This window comes from Chryseobacterium sp. A301 (assembly GCF_054489425.1).
Genome location: NZ_JBTMWY010000006.1, coordinates 1 through 21,443, shown reverse-complemented (window position 1 = coordinate 21,443; position 21,443 = coordinate 1). Strand labels below are relative to the sequence as shown.

Annotated in this window: 24 protein-coding genes; 13 read left to right on the top strand and 11 right to left on the bottom strand. The window is 36.8% G+C overall.

Going from position 1 to position 21,443, the window contains the following annotated elements; genetic code table 11:
• The 4 genes from ACX3PU_RS09645 to rluF are packed head-to-tail and all read left to right on the top strand — an operon-like array spanning position 1 to position 2,575.
• A complete protein-coding gene (locus ACX3PU_RS09645) occupies positions 1-264 on the top strand; it encodes a DUF3098 domain-containing protein (RefSeq protein ID WP_459084826.1) in 264 nt (87 codons plus the stop codon).
• Between the two features lie 54 nt (positions 265-318).
• Positions 319-1,131 (top strand): undecaprenyl-diphosphate phosphatase, encoded by an 813-nt coding sequence (locus tag ACX3PU_RS09640; protein WP_459084825.1) that lies wholly within the window; start codon positions 319-321, stop codon positions 1,129-1,131.
• A 26-nt stretch (positions 1,132-1,157) separates the two neighbouring features.
• Entirely contained in the window at positions 1,158-1,853 is a 696-nt protein-coding gene (gene truB / locus ACX3PU_RS09635; protein ID WP_459084824.1) for a tRNA pseudouridine(55) synthase TruB, read from the top strand.
• A complete protein-coding gene (rluF, locus tag ACX3PU_RS09630) occupies positions 1,853-2,575 on the top strand; it encodes a 23S rRNA pseudouridine(2604) synthase RluF (RefSeq protein ID WP_459084823.1) in 723 nt (240 codons plus the stop codon). The genes truB and rluF overlap by 1 nt, the downstream gene beginning before the upstream one ends.
• A 40-nt stretch (positions 2,576-2,615) precedes the next feature.
• On the opposite strand, the gene ACX3PU_RS09625 is transcribed toward rluF, so the two are convergent.
• From ACX3PU_RS09625 to ACX3PU_RS09610, 4 genes are all read right to left on the bottom strand, one after another.
• Positions 2,616-2,960 (bottom strand): MerR family transcriptional regulator, encoded by a 345-nt coding sequence (locus ACX3PU_RS09625; protein WP_459084822.1) that lies wholly within the window; start codon positions 2,958-2,960, stop codon positions 2,616-2,618.
• Between the two features lie 66 nt (positions 2,961-3,026).
• On the bottom strand, positions 3,027-4,334 hold the full coding sequence (locus tag ACX3PU_RS09620) for a DEAD/DEAH box helicase (RefSeq protein WP_459084821.1): 1,308 nt from the start codon (positions 4,332-4,334) through the stop codon (positions 3,027-3,029).
• Between the two features lie 349 nt (positions 4,335-4,683).
• The gene (locus ACX3PU_RS09615; protein ID WP_459084820.1) at positions 4,684-4,950 is read right to left on the bottom strand and encodes a type II toxin-antitoxin system RelE family toxin; all 267 of its coding nucleotides are present in this window, start codon (positions 4,948-4,950) and stop codon (positions 4,684-4,686) included.
• Positions 4,950-5,198, bottom strand: coding sequence for a hypothetical protein (locus ACX3PU_RS09610; RefSeq protein ID WP_459084819.1), 249 nt, complete (start codon positions 5,196-5,198; stop codon positions 4,950-4,952). The genes ACX3PU_RS09615 and ACX3PU_RS09610 overlap by 1 nt, the downstream gene beginning before the upstream one ends.
• Positions 5,199-5,739: 541 nt before the next feature.
• Between ACX3PU_RS09610 and rpsA the strand changes: the two genes are divergently transcribed.
• Positions 5,740-7,533 (top strand): 30S ribosomal protein S1, encoded by a 1,794-nt coding sequence (rpsA, locus tag ACX3PU_RS09605; RefSeq protein ID WP_459084818.1) that lies wholly within the window; start codon positions 5,740-5,742, stop codon positions 7,531-7,533.
• 113 nt (positions 7,534-7,646) lie between these two features.
• Here the strand turns inward: rpsA and ACX3PU_RS09600 are convergent, their stop codons facing one another.
• The 3 genes from ACX3PU_RS09600 to ACX3PU_RS09590 form a co-directional block, all read right to left on the bottom strand.
• Positions 7,647-8,111, bottom strand: a complete 465-nt coding sequence (locus ACX3PU_RS09600) for a hypothetical protein (protein WP_459084817.1) — start codon at positions 8,109-8,111, stop codon at positions 7,647-7,649.
• A gap of 66 nt (positions 8,112-8,177) precedes the next feature.
• Positions 8,178-8,828, bottom strand: a complete 651-nt coding sequence (gene rpe, locus ACX3PU_RS09595) for a ribulose-phosphate 3-epimerase (RefSeq protein WP_459084816.1) — start codon at positions 8,826-8,828, stop codon at positions 8,178-8,180.
• 29 nt (positions 8,829-8,857) lie between these two features.
• A complete protein-coding gene (locus tag ACX3PU_RS09590; protein ID WP_459084815.1) occupies positions 8,858-9,934 on the bottom strand; it encodes a M42 family metallopeptidase in 1,077 nt (358 codons plus the stop codon).
• Positions 9,935-9,988: 54 nt separating this feature from the next.
• On the opposite strand from ACX3PU_RS09590, the gene ACX3PU_RS09585 reads away from it, so the two are divergent.
• The 5 genes from ACX3PU_RS09585 (at position 9,989) to ACX3PU_RS09565 (ending at position 15,322) form a co-directional block, all read left to right on the top strand.
• Positions 9,989-10,696, top strand: coding sequence for a DUF4294 domain-containing protein (locus ACX3PU_RS09585; RefSeq protein WP_459084814.1), 708 nt, complete (start codon positions 9,989-9,991; stop codon positions 10,694-10,696).
• Positions 10,697-10,943: 247 nt separating this feature from the next.
• Positions 10,944-12,194: a site-specific integrase gene (locus ACX3PU_RS09580; protein WP_459084813.1), complete on the top strand. Its 1,251-nt coding sequence runs from the start codon at positions 10,944-10,946 to the stop codon at positions 12,192-12,194.
• Between the two features lie 238 nt (positions 12,195-12,432).
• Positions 12,433-13,359, top strand: coding sequence for an SMEK domain-containing protein (locus ACX3PU_RS09575; RefSeq protein WP_084016012.1), 927 nt, complete (start codon positions 12,433-12,435; stop codon positions 13,357-13,359).
• Between the two features lie 2 nt (positions 13,360-13,361).
• Complete coding sequence (locus ACX3PU_RS09570; RefSeq protein WP_076506217.1) at positions 13,362-13,598, top strand: hypothetical protein; 237 nt, start codon at positions 13,362-13,364, stop codon at positions 13,596-13,598.
• Positions 13,599-13,672: 74 nt separating this feature from the next.
• Positions 13,673-15,322 carry a DUF2326 domain-containing protein gene (locus tag ACX3PU_RS09565; RefSeq protein WP_459084812.1) on the top strand — a complete coding sequence of 550 codons (1,650 nt, stop codon included), beginning with the start codon at positions 13,673-13,675 and terminating at the stop codon, positions 15,320-15,322.
• Between the two features lie 13 nt (positions 15,323-15,335).
• Here the strand turns inward: ACX3PU_RS09565 and ACX3PU_RS09560 are convergent, their stop codons facing one another.
• The 4 genes from ACX3PU_RS09560 to ACX3PU_RS09545 all read right to left on the bottom strand — a co-directional run bounded on the left by ACX3PU_RS09560 (position 15,336) and on the right by ACX3PU_RS09545 (position 17,364).
• Positions 15,336-15,617 carry a helix-turn-helix domain-containing protein gene (locus ACX3PU_RS09560; RefSeq protein WP_084016016.1) on the bottom strand — a complete coding sequence of 94 codons (282 nt, stop codon included), beginning with the start codon at positions 15,615-15,617 and terminating at the stop codon, positions 15,336-15,338.
• Positions 15,614-15,910: a helix-turn-helix domain-containing protein gene (locus tag ACX3PU_RS09555; protein WP_076752779.1), complete on the bottom strand. Its 297-nt coding sequence runs from the start codon at positions 15,908-15,910 to the stop codon at positions 15,614-15,616. Before ACX3PU_RS09555 ends, ACX3PU_RS09560 begins: the two co-directional genes overlap by 4 nt.
• Before the next feature lie 100 nt (positions 15,911-16,010).
• Positions 16,011-16,394 carry a hypothetical protein gene (locus ACX3PU_RS09550; RefSeq protein ID WP_459084811.1) on the bottom strand — a complete coding sequence of 128 codons (384 nt, stop codon included), beginning with the start codon at positions 16,392-16,394 and terminating at the stop codon, positions 16,011-16,013.
• Positions 16,395-16,905: 511 nt separating this feature from the next.
• Positions 16,906-17,364, bottom strand: a complete 459-nt coding sequence (locus ACX3PU_RS09545; protein ID WP_459084810.1) for a DUF3408 domain-containing protein — start codon at positions 17,362-17,364, stop codon at positions 16,906-16,908.
• Positions 17,365-17,911: 547 nt separating this feature from the next.
• Between ACX3PU_RS09545 and mobA the strand changes: the two genes are divergently transcribed.
• The 3 genes from mobA (at position 17,912) to ACX3PU_RS09530 (ending at position 21,339) form a co-directional block, all read left to right on the top strand.
• A complete protein-coding gene (mobA, locus tag ACX3PU_RS09540) occupies positions 17,912-18,346 on the top strand; it encodes a conjugal transfer protein MobA (RefSeq protein ID WP_459084809.1) in 435 nt (144 codons plus the stop codon).
• A gap of 4 nt (positions 18,347-18,350) precedes the next feature.
• Positions 18,351-19,616, top strand: a complete 1,266-nt coding sequence (gene mobB / locus ACX3PU_RS09535) for a conjugal transfer protein MobB (protein ID WP_459084808.1) — start codon at positions 18,351-18,353, stop codon at positions 19,614-19,616.
• A 166-nt stretch (positions 19,617-19,782) separates the two neighbouring features.
• Positions 19,783-21,339, top strand: a complete 1,557-nt coding sequence (locus ACX3PU_RS09530; RefSeq protein WP_459084807.1) for a type I restriction-modification system subunit M — start codon at positions 19,783-19,785, stop codon at positions 21,337-21,339.
• Positions 21,340-21,443: the final 104 nt, after the last annotated feature.

Here is a 21,443-nt window from a genome sequence, read left to right as displayed (position 1 = left end):
ATGACAAACAAAAAGGAAAGTAAACTCGAAAGCACCTTTTATTTTGGAAAGGAAAATTTCAAATGGATGCTTGTGGGTTTAGGTCTGATTGCTTTAGGATACATCCTAATGCTGGGACCGGATGCGAATACAGTAGATGGGAAATTCGACCCCAATGTGTGGAACGATGGGATCTTCTCTATCGTAAGAATTCGAATTGCTCCTCTTCTTATTCTTCTCGGCTTTTGTGTAGAAGTGTATGCCATTTTAAAACGAAGCAAGTAACTTTATAAAGTTCGCAACTTAAAGAAGTCGAACTAGCACTCTTATCTTACCCTTATGGATTTATTTAAAGCGATTCTTATTGCGATCATCGAAGGACTGACCGAATTTTTACCTGTCTCATCGACTGCGCACATGATTTTCACTAGTTCCCTTTTTGGAATTCAAGAAGACGAATTTGTCAAAATGTTTCAGGTTTCCATTCAGTTTGGAGCGATACTCGCGGTTGTATTTTTGTACTGGAAGAAATTTTTTAATTTCAAAAATTTGAATTTCTACCTAAAACTAGCCGTCGCAGTTCTGCCGGCCCTTATTCTAGGGAAATTATTTGATGATAAAATTGAGGCGGTATTAGGAGATCCTGTGCCCATCGCCATTATGTTAATTGTAGGCGGAGTGATTCTACTCTTTATCGATAAATTATTCACCTCACCTGTTATTGAGGATGAAAAGGACGTAAGTTTCAAATCGGCCTTTCTAATCGGAATCTGGCAGTGTTTGGCCATGATGCCTGGAACCTCACGAAGTGCAGCTTCCATTATCGGGGGGATGCAACAAAAGCTAACTCGAAAAGCGGCCGCTGAATTTTCTTTCTTTCTAGCGGTGCCCACCATGCTTGCTGTGACCGTTTATTCTTTGTTTTTAAAATCATGGAATCATCAAGGAGTTGAGCAAAAAGGATACGAAATGCTCATGACAGGAAACAACCTAATGCTCTTTCTTGTGGGCAATGCGATTGCCTTTATTGTGGCTGTAATCGCAATCAAGTTTTTTATTGGTGTTCTGACCAAATACGGATTTAAACCGTGGGGATGGTATCGTATCGTAGTGGGAATCGTACTACTTATTTACTTCACCCAATTTGCGTAAGGTAAAAATTCAGCCAAAGTGAGCCAATGACATTAGAAGAAATACAAGAGGGAAAAATCCTACTCGTCGACAAACCCCTAGACTGGACGTCCTTTCAAGCCGTGAATAAGATTAAGTTTGCTCTAAAACGAGAGTTTAAACTTAAAAAAATAAAAGTGGGGCATGCCGGGACCCTAGACCCAAGAGCGACAGGCCTACTTATTGTGTGTACAGGCAAAGCGACCAAAGAAATCTCGAAGATCCAGGACGCTCCGAAAGAGTACCTCGCCACAATCAAATTAGGCGTACAGACGGAGTCGTACGACACAGAAAAACCGGAGATTAGTCCCAGGGACATTTCTGGAATTACAGAGTCTCAAATTTTGCAAGTCCTCAAAACCTTTGAGGGAGAAATCATGCAGACTCCGCCCATTTTCTCTGCCCTTAAGGTAGAAGGTAAAAGAGCCTACGATTTAGCTCGTGAGGGCAAAATAGTGGAGATGAAGTCAAGACCTACCACCATCACCTACCTAGATCAAATCGAAATCGATTTGCCCTTTGTTCATTTTCGAGTGGGCTGTTCCAAAGGAACTTACATTCGTTCTTTAGCGCATGACATCGGACAGGGATTGGAAGTGGGAGGCTATTTAACTTCACTCAGACGAACTAAAATTGGGCAGTACCATGTAGACGATGCCCTCCAATCGATATTAGACCCAGAATTTGAATTTACAACCGCATAGTGGAAGAAATTAGAATTAATAAGTATTTATCCGAAATCGGATTTTGTTCTCGCCGAGGAGCGGACCAACTCCTAGACGAAGGACGCATCACAGTCAACGGTCAGGTGCCCGAAAAAGGTACGAAAGTAACCGCCAATGACGTGATTCTAGTGGATGGAAAACCTGTAAAACCAGACACCGAGGCGCCCCTTTATATCGCCTTCAACAAACCCATCGGGATTGTTTGTACCACGGATACGAAACGCGAGAAGAACAATATCATTGACTACATTAACCACCCAAGGAGAATCTTTCCCATTGGAAGACTCGATAAACCAAGCGAAGGACTTATTCTTCTTACTTCGGACGGCGACATAGTCAACAAAATCCTTCGTTCCCGAAACAACCACGGAAAAGAATACATCGTTCGGGTCGACAAACCTATATCTCCAAAGTTTTTAGAAAAAATGCGTGGGGGAGTGCCCATCTTAGATACGATCACCAAAAAATGCGAGGTCGAACAAATTGACACAATGACCTTTCGTATTGTACTTACTCAAGGCCTGAACCGACAAATTCGACGCATGTGCGAATACCTAGGCTACGAGGTGAAGAAATTAAAGAGAATCCGCGTGTTGAATATTCATCTTGATCTACCGCTAGGGAAATGGAGAGAATTAACCCCTGAGGAGCTTAGCGGACTTTTGGAAATGGTGGAGGACTCCTCAAAAACTAGCGAGTAAAGAAAAAACAAGCCTTGAGGACAGGAGAGGAAATCTCCTGTTATTCTTCTGGCTTATCTACCAAGGAATCTTTTAGTTTTAAGAGTTCTGATTTCACAAACTCAAGTCGATCAATCATGGAAACCGTCTCGGATACTTTCGCGTTGGTAGTAAGCGCAATTCGGGCTCCGTCTAACGTGTAGCCCTTTTCTTTGACCAAATGATAAATGATTTTTAAATTCTTGACATCCTCTGGGGTGAAATACCGATTTCCTTTTTTATTCTTTTTGGGACGAAGAATCGGAAATTCTTGTTCCCAATACCGGATAAGCGAGGTATTTACATCAAAGGCTTTAGCAACCTCTCCAATGGAATAATAGAGTTTGTCTGGTAAATTTAATTTCATTTTAAAGGAATCACAATTTCAAAAATACATTAATTTTCAGAAAAGGAAAGGTTGAAATCTGGAAAATTATTTTGCGATTTCAATTTTCAACTTTTTATTCTTCAATTTTTCGTTTGCAAGCTTTTTTAGTACATCCATTACTTTTTTCCGATTTACAGCAGCGTAAGAAGTAGTGTCTTTCACTTCGATAAGTCCAATATCTTCCATTTCCAATCCGCCTTTCTTAATTAAGTACCCAGCAATATCGCCTTTGTTTACTTTGTCTTTTTTTCCAGCGCTAAAATAAAGGGTTTGAAAGGGAGTTCTAGAAGGCATTTTATAATCTTGCGTTAGAACCTCCTGCGGAATCGTGTTTTTAATGAAAGGAAAACGCTCCTCCTCGGTCATTAATAAAAACACAAAGCCTTTCGCGTGCATTCTTGCGGTTCTTCCATTTCTATGGATAAACGCGTCTTCTTTAGGTGGCAATTGGTAATGAACAATCGATTCCACTTCTGGAATATCCAAACCTCTCGAAGCCAAATCGGTCGTAATTAAAATTCGTGAAGAATCATTTTTGAATTTTAAAAGGGCTCGTTCTCTTTCGTCTTGTTCCATTCCGCCGTGAAAAGTCTCGCGAGCTATTCCTTTTTCTCTTAAAAGTCCTGAAATTCGGTCCACAGCATCGCGGTGATTGCAGAAAATGAGAGTTCTTCGGTTTCCTATTTTGCACAAAAGTGTAAATAAAGTATCCAATTTTTCCTCGGAAGTCGTCAGCACTTTACGGTACTGAAGATCGGGTTTTGCTTCCTTAATTTTTAAAAAATCAACAATTTCTTCATTGTGGAGACCCGTAAAACTGGGGATTTCTGGCATTGCAGTGGCAGAGGTAAGTATCCTTTGGGAGAGAGAAGGGATTTCATTAATAATGAAACTCATATCGTCATGAAAACCGAATTCCAAGGATTTATCAAACTCATCTAAAACCAAAGTTTTAATAGGAGTCGGGTCGAAATTGTCATTATTTAAATGGTACGCAATTCTGCCGGGAGTTCCAATCAATAAAGCTGGAGCTTCGATCAGATTATTCATTTCAATTTTTTTATCATGCCCTCCATAACACACCGAAACTTTGTAATCGGTTCCCATCGATTTGAAAACCTGTTCGATTTGAAGTGCCAATTCACGAGAGGGAACCAAAACGAGCGCCTGAATTCCCGAAAAGTCTTTTTTTAAACTCCTTAAAATTGGAAATAAAAACGCCAAAGTCTTTCCTGAACCTGTAGGAGACAAAAGCAGAAGGTCTTTTTCATTTTCAGAAGCTTTGTAGGCAGATTTCTGCATTTGATTCATATCCTGAATCTGCAGGTTTTGGTAAATTGATTTTAATTCCATTTTGCAAAGGTAATTTTTTTTAAATCTGCTCTAGTAGATATTTAGTATTACTGAAAGCTTCTTTTTTCCTAAAAGCAACGATTTTGAATGCAAAGAATGAAGTGAAAATGAGATTGCAAAGCAAATACAAGACATGTGAAAAAAAATCACTATGATTAGAAACGTACAAGTTAGTGTAGTTTGCTATATTTTTCGTAGGCGTTATTGAGCCACGTTCGAAGGTCAATTTTGACCAAAATGAACAAACCTTTTCAGACTCAGTATACACAAAAGTGCATATGCACCCAAATCCGCAAGAATCTGTTCTAAAATTACAAGCAATTAAATGTCAATTAGGTTATGAGTTTATTTAAGGAAATACTTTAAATATATCATTTCTTTTTACAAAGCGGGCTAATTCAATACTGTTTCCATCTTTATAAAATCCTAATCGAAAATCTCCTATTCTTAATCTATAAGCAGTTGAATAACCCTTTAATTTTTTAATATTATGGATTTCATCTAATGATTTTGCACCTTCAATTTCTAAAATAAAATCTTTAATTTTATTTTTTAAATTTTTATCATTAAGTTTTTTGACATCGTTTAGAAAACTTCTTAAAATAATGACGTCCATTAGTCCAAAGCACTCATTAGTTCGTCACGGTTGATAACATCCGCTCGATCCGCTTGTTGCATAAGCAGCAATAAACCCAAATCTTCTTTTTCTACGGCTGACAAAGATTTTAGTCTTTCCTGTTCTTTATATTCTACGTAAAAAGAAACCGCTTTTTCCATCAATGATTTTACACTTAATTCTTCGAAGGCAGATAATATTTTTAATTTCGTCAATGTGCTTTCTTCAATGTCAATGTTCTTTCTCATAAATAATTATTTAGAAATCAAATATACAAAAAATATATTATACACAATATGTATATATTATTCTAATTATTCCTTTTTTTTAGTTTCAACATTGGTATTATCACAAATTTCGCATACCAATACTGGTTTGGCTTTTAGCAATACTAAGTCAATACCTTTAGAAAACCAAGTTCCAGGAAATAGCAATAGATCACGCAAAGCGGTAACTCCTCAAAAAGCTAGCCTTTTTTAGATATTTCATCAGTGAATAAAGCAATCCAAGCTCGCAATAAAATCAAATCCGGTTCTACCGGATCGTTTTCTTGCCCGGGAGCTGGCTACTAATTTTTACACAAAAAAAAAAGAAATAAAATGAAGTGCTGCGTACTCTTAAGTAAATTAAAAAATCCATTGTCAATATTAAATAGTTTGCGTATTTTTGCACCACTTTTTGTGGAGGCATTTGGCACAGTTAAAACATTAACAATTAACATCTTCTCTATTTTTCATTATACCACATTGAGCCAAAATTGAAAAATATTGAATACAAATTATTTATTTTATGTCAGAAACGACAGACAAAGCGGAGGTTTTATTAAACCAAAACGTAGCACCAGAACAGTTTGATTGGGATTCATTTGAATCTGGATTAGACGCGGATGCAAGAAAAGAAAAAAGCGACCTTGAAGAAATCTACAACGGTTCGCTTAAAAACCTTCAAGACAATGACGTTCTTGTAGGGAAAGTCGTAAGACTTACTGACAAAGAAGCGATTGTAGACATCAACTTCAAATCTGAAGGGGTGATTTCGCTGAACGAATTCCGTTACAGAACTGACCTTACCGTAGGTGACGAAGTAGAAGTAATGGTAGACCGTAGAGAAGACAAAACAGGTCAACTTCAACTTTCTCACAGAAAAGCAAGAACGCTTAAAGCTTGGGATCGTGTGAACGAACTTCATGATACAGGTGAGGTTGTAAACGGATTTGTGAAGTCTAGAACAAAAGGAGGTATGATTGTGGACATCCACGGTATCGAAGCTTTCCTTCCTGGATCTCAAATTGATGTGAAGCCTATCAAAGACTACGATCAGTATGTAGGAAAAACCATGGAATTCAAAGTGGTTAAAATTAACCCTGAATACAAAAACGTGGTGGTCTCTCACAAAGCGCTTATCGAAGCCGATATCGAAGATCAGAAAAAAGAAATCATCGCACAACTTGAAAAAGGTCAAGTTCTTGAAGGAACCGTTAAGAACATCACTTCTTACGGGGTATTCGTGGACCTTGGTGGCGTAGACGGACTAATTCACATTACAGACCTTTCTTGGTCAAGAGTGAACCATCCATCTGAAATCCTAGAAGACGGACAAACTGTGAAAGTGGTTATCCTTGATTTCGATGATGAGAAAACAAGAATCCAACTGGGAATGAAGCAATTGGAAGCACACCCTTGGGATGCTCTTTCTGCAGACTTAAAAGTAGGAGATAAAGTAAAAGGTAAAGTAGTAGTTCTTGCTGACTACGGTGCATTCGTAGAGATTGCTCCAGGAGTAGAAGGACTTATCCACGTATCTGAAATGTCATGGTCTACTCACTTAAGAAGTGCAGGAGATTTTGTAAAAGTTGGAGACGAAGTGGAAGCAGAAGTGCTTACTTTAGATAGAGAAGACAGAAAAATTTCTTTAGGTATCAAGCAATTGAACAAAGATCCATGGGAAAACATCGAGGCTAAGTATCCAGTAGGATCTAAGCACGTGGGAACCGTAAGAAACTTCACCAACTTTGGTGTGTTCGTGGAACTAGAAGAAGGAATCGACGGTCTTATCTACATTTCTGACCTTTCTTGGACTAAGAAAATCAAGCATCCGTCTGAGTTCTGCAACGTAGGCGATAAACTAGAAGTTATCGTTCTTGAACTTGACACAGCGGCTAGAAGACTTTCTTTAGGTCACAAACAACTTCAAGCGAACCCTTGGGATAAATTCGAAAGCAAATATGCAGAAGGAACCGTTCTTACAGGAACTGCAACTGACGTATTTGACAAAGGAGCTCAAGTTCAATTCGAAGATGCTGAAGTAGAAGCTTTCTGTCCTTCAAGATTATTAGAGAAAGCAGATGGATCTAAAATCAAAAAAGGAGAACAAGCTGAATTTAAAGTAATTGAATTCAACAAAGAATTCAAAAGAGTTGTGGTTTCCCACACCGGTACTTTTAAAGACGAAGAAAGAAGATCGAACTCAGGTTCTAACTCTTCTTCTAACAAGCCAGCAGCTTCCACTGGGGATGAAAAAACAACCCTAGGTGATATCGATGCGCTTGCAGCACTTAAAAAGAAAATGGAAGGAGGAGAATAATTCTTCACCCCGTTTTTTAAATAGCAAGAAGCTGTCTCTTTTTTAGAGGCAGCTTCTTTATTTTTTGAGCGATAAGCTATTCCAATTAAATGCTAAACCGAGGCGGGTTCTATCTACCTTGCTCTCCAAACTATTTTCACAGCAGAAAGGGTAGGGAGCTCAAGCCTTTCGTTTTCTAAAACCACGAAGTTATTTTTAAGGTAGAATTCCAAAGGAGACCTGTAGAAAGTGCCATCCTTTTTCACTTCCTCGTTCCCATCAATCACCCAACCATAAAGTGCCTGTTCTTTCTGTTTCAACAGATTTAAGAGCTTTGTGCCTTCTGCTTTGCCCTGCACTTCTTTTGACAAGATTACAGCAAACCAGGACCGATCCTCTCTTTTGAATCGAGCTGCCCAGCCCACAATGTTCTCGCTCTCCATAAGGAGATAATGTCTTGCTTCACTGAGCCCTTCTAAATAACGATCTACGCTTTCTAGAGATTCAAATTCAAGTCTACTAGGATACTCTGTATTCCACAGGTTTCGTAGAGCCTCTTTCTGGTGGTCGGATAATACTGATGTTGGGTAAGTTTCCATGGATTAAAGGTATAAAAAAAGCCAGCAAAAGCTGACTTTTTATAAGCGTATCAATTGCACGATCCTTTATAGCTTAAGGAGTTCAATTGCGCGCTCTGGACTTTCGTGAGAAAACACGGCATTGCCTGCCACGAGTACATCTGCACCTGCATCAAAGAGGCGAGACGCATTCTCGAGATTTACACCTCCGTCCACTTCAATTAAAGCTGTGGAATTATGGCTTAAGATTAAATCTTTGGTCTCTGCAATCTTCTTGTAGGTGTTTTCAATAAACTTCTGCCCTCCAAAACCCGGATTCACGCTCATTAACAAAACCAGATCCACTTGGTCAATGATGTCTTCTAACATCATCACAGGGGTAGAAGGGTTTAAAACCACTCCAGCCTTGGCTCCTTTGTCCTGAATTAGAGTGACGGTTCTGTGCAGATGTCGCGAAGCTTCGTAATGAACTGAGACTAAATCCGCACCGTGAGAAATAAATTGCTCCACGTAATTTTCAGGTTCAAGAATCATTAAATGCACATCTATAAATTTCTTTCCGTGCTCTTTGATGGGCTTCATTACAGGAAACCCAAAAGAAATATTGGGTACAAAACGTCCATCCATGACATCTACGTGCAGCCAGTCCGCTTGCGAATTATTAAGCATTTCAATGTCGCGCTGTAGATTTCCAAAATCAGCGGAAAGTAGGGAAGGAGCAATTAGTCGGTTCTTCATTGTTTCAAAATAAATTATTAGCCGAAGGCTTAGTGGTACTTAAGATTCATTTTTGGGGTAATCGCAAGGAGCGTCTCGTAGATAAGCTCAATCACGTGCTTCACGTCTTCTTTGCTCACCATTTCAACCGTGGTGTGCATATAGCGAAGCGGCAAGGAGATTAGGGCGCTTGGAACGCCGCCGTTAGAATGCGCAAACGCATCCGTGTCGGTTCCGGTAGCACGGCTAGCCGCGGCTCTTTGAAAAGGGATCTTTTTTGCCTTGGCGCGCTCTACAATGAGTTCTCGAAGGTTATGGTGAACACTCGGGGCGTAGAACAAAACGGGGCCCTCTCCGCATTTTTGATCCCCTTCTTTTTTCTTTTCAATCATTGGAGTGGAGGTGTCGTGCGTCACGTCGGTTACAATCGCTAAATTGGGTTTAATCGTATCCGCAATCATATCGGCTCCATAGAGTCCTACTTCCTCTTGAACAGAGTTCACGATGTAAAGACCAAACGGAAGGTCTTTTTTGCCTTCCTTAAGAAGTTTGGCTACTTGTGCTATCATAAAGCCACCCATGCGGTTGTCTAGGGCTCTACACACAAAATATTTGTCATTTAATTCGAAAAATTCATCGGGATACGTAATCATGCACCCTACATAAATTCCCAAACTTTCTACTTCTTTTTTGGAGCTGGCTCCGCAGTCAATAAAGATGTTTTCAATTTTGGGCACCGGTTCGTTTGAATTCGTTCCTCGTGTATGAATCGCAGGCCACCCAAAGACTCCTTTCACCACTCCTTTTTCTCCATGAATATTCACCACTTTGGAAGGCGCAATCATTTGATCGGAGCCTCCGTTTCTAATGACATAAATTAGACCTTCGTCGGTGATGTAATTCACATACCAGGATATTTCATCGGCATGGGCTTCAATAACCACTTTAAATTCCGCTTCTGGGTTAATAATTCCGTAGCAAGTTCCGTAATGATCCACTTTAATTTCATCAACATAGGGCTTTAAAAAGTCCATCCAAACTTTTTGTCCGCCTCGTTCATACCCCGTGGGAGAGGCCGTGTTTAAATAGGTTTCAAGGAACTTTATCGATTTTTTATCAAATTTCATGAAAGGGAATGTTTTTTGTAGTTTTAATGCTTGAATTTAAGTGTTGTAAAAATAATGAAATTATACAAGATAACAGGCATTTTGGTTCTGCTTTTCGGGAGTTCTCTACTCAAAGCGCAGAACGATACCATCGCCTTACCTCTATCCAAATACCCCGCAAGCAGCCTTCAAACCGATGAGTTCGGAAATAAGTTTTATTACGATGCGAGGCAAAAAGCAAAAATCTATGAGATTGACGGGGAAACCGTGGTGGTCATGGACGAACTCGTGCTGCAAAAAAAGCCCCATTTTAATAACGAACTTGACCGAAATTATTATTTCTTTCTCAACAAGAAACTAAATCGGGTGTATCCTCTTTTTCTAACGGCCCTAGAGCAGTACCGAACCTTAGAAACCACCCTTGCCCAAATGAGTTCTTCTGACCAACGCAAATATGCGAAAGAGAAGCAAAATGAACTCGCAAGTAAGTACGAAGAGAAGCTTCGGAATTTAACCACTTCTGAGGGACAAGTCTTTGCCAAACTCATGCACCGCGCCACGGGAAAGAACGTCTATGAGATCATTAAGGACCTTAGAGGGGGGTGGAGCGCTTTTTGGTGGAACGTCAAAGGGAACGCAGCAGACATTGAACTGAAAAAAGAATACAATCCTTACAAATACAGAGACGATGAATTTGTCGAATCTCTTTTGCAGAGTAACTGGAATGTCGGATATTTGCAACCCTATCCGGGATACCGAGACTTTAAAATAAAGTTTCAGTAAAAATACATCAAAGATTAAAAATAGGTAAAACGGTTGTAAATAAAGACTTTACAGCCGTTTTATGATTTTTTGGTAATGAGGTAAAAAGCAGGAAAAAGCGAGCTTTGGCAAAAGTAAGGTTACTAAAACGTTACTTTTAAATATTAGAAATAATCGTTTTAAAATACTGTATTTCAGTTTTCTGCATAGTTTTTCATATTGTTCCGTAGCTCACATAGGTTTAATTTTATCATTAAGAATTGTGAGTATGGAAACGACAAAAAAATCAACGTTTAAGGTATTGTTCTACCTTAAAAAGAACGCCCCAAAGAAAAACGGAAAAGTTACGGTTATGTGCAGAATTACCGTAAACGGCAAACAGTCTGCATTCAGTACCAAGCTGGATATTTCCGCAACAAATTGGGATTTGAAGTACGGCAGGGTTTTAGGTAAAAGCCGAGAAGCTCAAGACACAAACAGCAAACTTGACAAAATTCGTTCGGGTATTGAGGAATGCTATTCCAAAATTCTGAAGAACGAGGGGTTTGTAAACAGTGCTAAACTTAAAAATGCCTTTCTTGGAATGGAAAGCGGAGAACTGACCTTTTTCAAATTCTATGAACAGTTCTTGTCCGACTACGAGAAAAAGGTTAATAGCGGACTTCGGGTAAATGGCACACGCAGTAAATACAAAATACTTTTAAAACATCTTAGAAATTTTGCACTTACAAAATACGGTTATTCCGATGTGTCCTTTAACGACCTTACACCTGATTTTGTTCAGGATTTTGATTACTACCTGCGTGACGACCAAAGTTTAACACACAACACCATTTGGCTGTATATGATTGGATTTACTACGCTTTGCCGATTGGCAATGAGCAGAAAGCATCTTGCTTTTAATCCGTTCAGCGAATACAAGAATGCCAAAAAGGATAAAGACCGTGGTTATCTATTGCGTAATGAATTGGAACAGCTCGTAACGTTCAACTGCGATAAAAAGAAAGACGAATTAGTTAAAGACCTGTTTGTTTTCAGTTGCTTTACAGGTCTTTCCTATTCAGATATGAAAGGACTTAAAAACAGCAATATCCAAGATTTTTTTGACGGTAACAGGTGGATTATTGTGCGAAGAAAGAAAACAGCTACATCATCAAACGTGATGCTCTTGGATATTCCAAAAATGATTATTGAAAAATATGCAGGATTGTCAAAGGACGGAAAGGTATTTCCTGTACCATCAAATACGATTTGTAATGACAGCTTAAAGAGCATATCTCAACTGATTGACTGCCTTGTAGAAAAGAAAGTAACCTTTCATTTGGCTCGTCATACCTTTGCCACGTTATTTTTAAGCGAGGGTGTTCCGTTAGAAAGTTTGAGCAAAATGTTAGGGCATAAGAATATTGCTACCACTCAGATTTATGCAAAAATTCTCAACGAAAAAGTTGGTAAGGATATGCAAAAGGTATCACATAAATTCAAGGGTATGGAGGAGTCCTTTGTTGCAAACTTATAGATTGTTCATAAAAAACCAGCTTAGTCCATTATTTCAACCAATGGACTGAGTTTTTAAATTTAAACAGTAATTCCCTGTCAAGTTACAGACTTTCTATGTTTATAACCTATTCTATCCTCTGAGAATGTTTTCTAGTATTACAAATAAGCTTTTAGAATGACATTCTAAAAGCTTATTTCGTACATTATTTATCTATCTTTGCAAGAATTAAAATCAGTATATTGCAGTAATTATTTATATGGATAATAGACATTTGTATTTAACATTAATTGGAAAAAGATTGGCTTATCTCAAAACAGAGGTAGAGCTTTTTAATTCTCTCAATTTAACAGATATTAATGTTTATGCAGAAAATTTTTATAGAGATTTTTTCAATTTATTAGGTTATGAATTCGATAATACGAATTTCATAGAAAACAATTTTGCCCATATTGACTTACTTGACACCAAAAATAAATTAGCTATCCAAGTAACGTCTCAAAACGACAACAAGAAAATAAAAGAGGCTATTGACGGATTTTTCAAAGACTCTTCTCGCAAGGATTATAAATTGAAAATATTATTAATAGCTAAGAATGCTAAAGATTACAGAACAAAATTTGGTAATAACTTCAATCATAAAGAAGATGTCCTTGATATAAAGAAAATTTTAGCAGAAATAAACAACATTACGGACTTAGTTAAGCTTAAAAGCATCGCAGATTTTCTTAATGAACAAATTTTACAAGAAAGGAAGAAGACAGAATCCAATGAAGTAGAAACGATAATGGCTTTGATAGAATATCTAAGCAAAGATGATAACCGTAGTATATCTGAGAAACCGGAAAATGTAGACCCGCAATTTAAAATCTATAAGAGATTTTCAGAACATAGCGTTTTTTTGATAAATTTATACACAGAACTTTGTACAGTTTATCAGCAACCATTGATTGAAGCTAAACGAGTAATCGATGGAGTTAAAGCAATTAAAATATCGAGTTATTTAAAAGATGAAAGTGACAAGATTTTAACAGTTGAAAGTAATAATCCTCAGGTAGCATTAGAAAAGTTAGTTGAGTTATTTTATGGCAAACTTTCCGAAAACGGAATTAAATTCGATAAAATTGCTATAAAGTTTTATTTGTTAGACGAATTAATCAATTGTAATGTTTTTCCCAATAATTAAGAATGTTAGTATCTAAAGACGAAAATATAAAAACATCATCTGTATATGTTGCTTCTTTGATTTTGAAAAATATTCAACGTCAAAAAGTAGATAAGATTTCTATTTTTGAGTTATCTAAAGACCTTAAAAAGTATAATATCACACGTTACAGGCATATGTTCTTTGGGCTTGCATTTTTATATTCATCCGGAATAATTGATTTTAAAGAACCCTTTATTTATGTCAGAAAGCAGAAATGATTAAGATTAACAGACTATACAGCGAACCGCAGATATTCGAACCCATTTCTTTTGAATATGGGATAAATATCATTATGGGAGAAGAGGCAGAAAGCACCAATAAAAAGATTGGTGTAGGTAAGTCTATTTGTATAGAGTTCATAAACTTTTGTCTGCTTAAGAGAATACCAGATAGTAGATTAAATTTGATTCCTAAGAAATATTCTGATATAACTGAAAGTCAAATTAAATTAGACCTAGACTTTAATGATAAAAAAATCACTATCTCTCGTTCAATAAAAAATCAAGAAGAAATATTCATTTTTGTTAATGGAGAAGAAAAGATTTTTAATAGATTAGATGATGCCTCAGATTATTTAGGCACTTTATATTTTGAACTCTTCCCAGCCAATTTAAAACGATTAAGTTTTAGAAATTTATTACAACCCATTATCAGAGATGAAAGGTCAGAATTTAAAGACTTAATTCAATCCCACGATACAAAAAAAAGAATACCTTCTGATTTTGGGCCTCACCTTTTTTATTTGAATTTAGGTCTTGAAAAATATTCAGAGATTAAAACATTGAATGATGACTTGCAAAAAAGAAAAGTGTACTTCACTGAAATAAAAAAATTAGTAACTCAAAATAATGAACTCAAAATTCAGGATGCCAAAGCTCATTTAAATGAGTTGGAAAGTGAAGTTTTAAAAGTCAATAAATCTATTGAAGGGTTGAAAAATAATGAATCCTTTGAATTACTTCAGGAAGATTTAGTTAGATTGGAAAATAAACTGTCAGAACTTAGAATACGTCAACAAGCTATCAAATACGAGATTAAGCAAATTGATTCTTTGCCAAAGCCTGAAAATATTAATGAAAATGAAATTTCTATAATATTTAATCAGTTCAAACAAGGATTAGGCGATTTAGTAGAAAAATCTTTGGATGACCTAAAGGAGTTTAAAAATAAAATAGATGGCTTTAGAAGTTCTATTGTAAATGATCGATTAACTGCTTTAAAAAAAGAACTTAACCAACTAAATGAAGTAGTTAGAAAATTAGACAATGATTATTCTCAAAAAATTAGTCTTATAGATAAAGGAGAAGTTTTAAGGGATTTGAAAACTTCAATAAAAATCTTCAATGACAAAAACAGCGAACTAAGTAACCTTCGTTCCTTGATTGAAAGATATGATACTGCTGAAAGAGATAAAAAGCTATTGGAAGCAGAAAAAACAGTTCTAATTTCTGATTTTGACGAAGAACTATATCAAAAAGCTAAAATCATTAAGAGTTTTAGAGAAACAATTTTAGAGATTCACGAAAAAATAATGGGTAACAGGGAGGCTCATTTCGATATCAAGACAACAAAAAATAAAAGTGTTGTTGAATTTGTTATGAGAACTGATGATGATGGTAGTCATTCTACTGAAAGAATGAAAGTTTTCATCTATGACATTTCATTAATGCTTAATGAATATACAAAACAATATCATCCCGGTTTTTTAATCCACGATAATATTTTCGAGGATGATGATTCTATTGAAAAAAGTTTAAATTTTCTTTATGGCTACAATGAAAAGAGTCCTAATGAATTTCAATATATCGTTACGTTGAATAGTGACTTGATAGAATTAGCTTCTCAAAATGGTAAACTTTCATTTAATGTTAGTGATGTAAAAAGAGCATCATTTACAAAAGAAAATAGATTTTTGGGCTTAAAGTATAATGAAACCAAGTAACGAAGTTGATAGACTACTGTTGGTAGTTATCTTCCAATACTTTTACAATATCGCTTTCACGAAACAAGATTTTCCGTTCGAGCTTGATAAAAGGTATCAGTCCGTCATCCCTGTACTGTTGCAATGTCCGTTTACTGATGTGTAACATCTCGCAAACCTGTTCGCCTGACAGATAGATTTCCCCTTTTAGTAATGGGTGGAAATATTCTCTGATATACAGCAGTTCATTTTTGATGCCTACCACAGCTTCGAGCAAGGCAAGCATATCTTCGTTTGAATTTCCAATCTGTTTCATTTCTTTTGCTTTTTTAATGGTCGCTCTCCCTGCATAAGTAACTCCACTTCGGATAATCTGAAATACGTTTTCCGATTAATTTGCGTTGCTCCAAGAATGCCTTTTGCCCTATACGTCTGCAACGTTCTTTTGCTGATGTTGAGCAATTGGCAGGCTTCCTGTTGGTCGAGCCATTTAGTTGCCTGTTGCAGTGCTTTGTAGGGTGCAGTCATTTCCGCTATCAAATTGGAAACTTCCTTAACTTCCCTATGCAGTGCTTTTAAAATCTGAATGTCTAAAACTGTTATTTCCATATCTGCATCATTTAAACCTCTAAAATAAAAGCTATTCACATAGGTCATTTTAATGTTGCATCCGATGGCGGTATTTGACGTACAGTTGCCAAATACTAGGCTATAATCCTAACTTTGGTTTCTTACTTTTAGGACGAGACTGTTGCTTTATGATTGTATTGTCCATTTTTAAAGCAGGCTTTTTGTTTTTCTGTACAGTCTGATTTTTTTCATCGTTTTTAAAATCTGAACGCATAACTGTTTTTGTCGTACCAATTAAACTTTCAGGCTGGACAGATTGCTCTGACTGTTCAGCACGTTTACCGCCAAATAGCCTGTTCCAATCTATTAAGCCTTTTGCTTCCCTGAACTGGCGTTTGAAATTAGCGATGAAATTAGAAATCGGGTCGCTCTGCTTATCAACTTGTATCAAAGGACTATGTTCTTTTTTTCTGATTTGTTCTTTCTCTTTCTGCTCTTTGTCAGGTATTACTTTTTGTGCCATAGGTTCAAAATTTCAGCCCAATATAGAACACAAGGGAATGTATTGTTTTCAATTGGCATTATGTGGCAGTATTTGGCTTATGTTGGCACAATATGAATAGAAAGTAATCCTCAAAACACTTTAAATTTTCCTTGCAAAGCCCTCACACATTTAAAGAGTTTTGTACGGATAAAGGAAAGCATACAAAAAACACCTATCCTTAGCCGTTACGTGTTTTTTGTACCCTTTCTTTGATTGGAATTGATTAAAAAAAGAATAAAAAAGGGAGCAAAGATAAGGCGGACAGCCTCCGCACCACCCAACCAAAAGACTACGGCATAATGGCAGGGCAAATATGGTGGCTTCGCCGAGTGGTTGTGTTTGCCCTGCCACCCTTCGGGACTTATTCCGTTTCCTTTTGGTTTTTTCGCCTGTCCGCCTTGTTAAAATGGCTTTCTTTTTTTTCTGTTTTTTTCTTTTGAAAAGTAATTTTAAGGGGGAGCAACGCATCGCACCTGACAAAACACCATAATCAAAACAGCGGTTTGTGTTTCTCGTTGTAGATTTCGCTAATCAATTCCCCAAACTCCTGAAAATGGTATTCGATAATGTTATCTAAATACGCATAAATCGTAAGCTTGTCAATTCCCATAATGTTGGTAAGTCTGTTAAATGTTTCGTGGTGTTCCTGCCGTACATAGACCGATTTGCCTTTGCTTGCATTCCTTTTAGGGATTTTAAAGAACTCTACGCAATAATCCTCTTTCGTCAGCTTCTTTGGTTTTGAAACGGTTCTTTTGGTATTGCCTGCAATCGGTTTTGTATCTTCTGTTTCTACAGATTTTTCGCCTGTTTCGATGGCAGTAAGGTCATCGCTATGCGGTAAAGTGTTCTGCTCTTGTTCAGGTTCTTTCTTTTCATCAGGTAGGAAATTTTCAATAGAGAAATCCTCTTTTTCGGATTGCTGATTTTTGTTTTCTTCGTGTATCATATCTCTCATTTTTAATATTATATCCAATTAGCTGTTTGGTTAACTAAGCAATCAGCCGTATATACTGTTGTATCTATGTAATTACCTATCTACCTAAGCACCTGCATACCCTTAATTAGGTAGTTCATTAACTCAAAAATCTGTAATTCGTCTGCATTCAATCACGCAGATTTGCTGTCGGGATTTATACTGTTTAGTTACTTCATTAAGGATATAACCAGCCAGCCAGCTAACCATATACAAAGAAATTAAAAGCAGTCCCAATCTGCCTTAAGGTGGTATTCAGCGGCATCATTTGGCGTTCATTGTCATTGTTGTAAATAGCTGTTATTCAAATAGTCTTACCGAAATTTGTAATGGAAGCTATGGGTTTTCCCTGCTAACTACAATCCGTTTGCAAAACGGATTTTTCTGACCCCCTGTTCAGAGCAAGTTATCTTTTGAGGTACTCGAAATGAATTTCGGCACCTCAAAAGCACTTGCCCTTGCAGGGAGCTGGAAACGGCTCCGAAGTCGCACGTTTATTAAAAATTAAATATGGATTATTATGGAAGAGAAAAACAAAAAACAGATTAGGAAAACAGGAAGGAAACCAAAGAATGACCCTGCCGTCAATCGGTATTCCATTAACCTGAATGCAGAGGACAATGCCAAATTTCTTGCCCTTTTTGACCAATCAGAAATGAAAATAATCGCTCATTTTATTACGGCTTGTATCTTTCAAAAGTCAGTAAAGACCGTTAAAATTGATATGGATGCAATAGAATATCACGAAAAGTTGACCCGATTTTTTAGCCAATTTAGAGCAATCGGAACAAATTACAATCAGATTGCGAAGATATTGTACCGCAATTTTTCAGAGAAAAAAGCAGGAACGTACCTGTTTAAATTGGAAAAGGAAACCATAGAATTGGTAAAAGTCACGAAAGAAGTCATCCGTTTGACACAGGAATTTGAAGAGACGTATCTGAAAAAAGAGTAAAATTATGGTTGCAAAAATTGGAAAAGGAAGTAATATGTATGGTGCGATTTTGTACAATCAACAGAAAGTGGATGAGGAAAACGGAGCGGTTTTATTGCTGAACAAGATACCCGACACGGTGAACGGCAGTTATTCTGTAGCTTATTTTAATAAATGCTTTGAACCGTATTTATCTGTCAATATCAAAACGGAAAAGACGGTTCGGCATATATCACTGAACCCAGATCCTTCGGATAAGGTCAACGATGAACAGTTTACGGAAATGGCACAGGAGTATATGGAACGTATGGGATACGGTAATCAACCTTACATAGTTTTCAAGCATACTGACATTGACCGCACACATATCCACATTGTTTCGACTTGTGTAGGTATTGACGGAAAGAAAATACCCGATGATTACGACCATCCACGCTCAATGGCTATCTGTCGGGATTTTGAACAGAAATATAATATGAAAAAGGCAACGGAACAGGAGCAGAAACAAGTAAATAAAGTTTTCAAGCCTGTAAATCATAAAAATGGAGACATCAAAAGTCAGATTGCTTCGGTAGTACGGCATCTGCCAAAGTATTATAACTTTTCTACTATGGGTAGTTACAATGCTTTACTATCACTTTTCAACATCACAGCGGAAGAAGTCAAAGGCGAGCGGAACGGTGAGACCGTAAACGGATTGGTGTATGTTGCATTGGACGAAAACAGCAACAAAGTAAGCAATCCGTTCAAAGCATCACTTTTCGGGAAAGATGCAGGCGTTGCACACCTGCAAAAACACTTTGAGCAGTCCAAAGAGAAAATGAAAACCACGCCTGTAAGGTCTGTTCTGAAAAATACTGTGGAGCTTGCCATACATACAACAAGCAACGAAACCGATTTTAAAAAGCAGTTGACCGAGCAGGGTATTAATACAGTTGTAAGACGTAATGGTGAAGGACGAATTTACGGTATGACCTTTATTGACCACGAAAGCCGTAGCGTTTGGAACGCCTCGCAATTAGACAGAAACCTGTCTGCAAATGTATTTAACAAATGGTGGAACAACGGAAACAAACCCGAATTGAATATGCAGGAAAACTTTGTTTCTAATGCGAATACGATGGACAACCTGCCGACAAAAGACCTTTTCGAGTTTATTTCGCAAAAACATTCACCTAATACCAATATAGGATTATTTAATTTGTTACCCGATACACAAAGCGAGGACTACGAAGAAGAGCAGTTTGCCAACCAAATGAATAAGAAAAAGAAGAAAGGGAGAAGATTGTAATAGACGTTCTCAATTACATAAAGCCGATTATTAATTTTATTAAGTTAAATCAATACTATAAAAATGATCATTTTGTAGTTAGCTATAACGTTTAGAAGTTAAAAGTTTAGTATTTTAGTCGATTCTTAAGGGGTGATAAATCCCTAATCAAATAACGCCTATTTTAATGTCAGAAGAACAAAAGAAAATATTAGAGCAACAGCTCTGGAACATAGCCAATACATTACGAGGAAAGATGAATGCTGATGAATTCCGAGATTATATTTTGGGATTCATTTTTTATAAATACCTGGCTGAAAAAATGGAAATTTATGCCAATTCCATTCTGGAAGAAGATAAAATCCAATTCAGAAATATTGATGAAAACACAGCCGAAGGCTTAGAATACATTGAAGCTATTAGAGAAGAAGCTCTTGAAACATTAGGGTATTTTCTAAAACCATCTGAATTGTTTAGTGAAATTGCTAAACGAGGAAATAGTGGGAGCAACAATTTCATTCTTGAAGATTTACAGAAGATATTGACTAATATTCAGTTAAGTACAATGGGAACACAAAGTGAAGAAGACTTTGAAGACCTGTTTTCTGATATGGATTTAAATAGTAATAATTTAGGTAGAACAGCAGATGCTCGAAATGCTATTATTGTAAAAGTATTAGTGCATTTGGACGAGATTGATTTCAAATTGAATGATACAGAACTTGATGTATTAGGTGATGCTTACGAATATTTGATAGGTCAGTTTGCCAGTGGTGCAGGAAAAAAAGCTGGAGAATTTTATACACCTCAAGAAGTATCTAAAATTCTTGCAAAAATTGTTACTACAGGCAAGAATAGACTTAAATCGGTATATGATCCGACTTGTGGTTCAGGCTCATTGTTATTGCGGGTTGCAAGAGAAGTAAAAGATGTCAATAATTTCTACGGACAAGAAATGAACCGTACAACTTACAATCTTGCCCGAATGAATATGATACTTCACGGAGTGCATTATCTAAAATTTGATATTAAGCAGGAAGACACTTTAGAACATCCACAACACGAAGGATTGTTAGCAGAAGCGATTGTAGCGAATCCACCATTTTCAGCCAACTGGAGTGCCAATCCTTTACATCTTAGTAACGAGCGATTTAGTCAATACGGCAAATTAGCTCCAGCAAGCAAAGCAGATTTTGCCTTTGTCCAACATATGATTCATCACCTTGCTGAGAACGGAACAATGGCTATTGTTTTGCCCCACGGTGTACTTTTTAGAGGTTCGGCAGAATTGCATATTCGTAAATATCTTATTGAACAGAAAAATTATTTAGATGCTGTAATTGGTTTACCGGCCAATATTTTTTACGGGACAAGTATTCCGACTTGTATTTTGGTTTTCAAAAAATGTAAAGAAGATCCTAATCATATATTATTTATTGATGCCAGTAAAGAATTCGAGAAAGTAAAAAATCAAAATATATTGCGAGAAAATCACATTGACAAAATTGTGGAAACCTATCGTAACAGGACAGTCATTGAGAAATACAGTCATTTGGCGACTTTAACAGAGGTTGCTGAAAATGACTATAACCTGAATATTCCAAGATATGTGGACACTTTTGAGGAAGAAGAAGAAATCGATATCCAAGCCGTAATGCAGGAAATCAAATCTTTGGAGACCAAACGAGCTGAATTGGACAAAGAGATTGATGTTTATTTCAAGGAACTGGGGCTTGTATTTTAGTTTTTTATATCCTTAATGTTTTTACTAACGAAAATTAAATCATCGAGATGACAAATAAAAAATTAAAAGTAGGTAACGTTCCAAATTTGAGATTCCCAGGATTT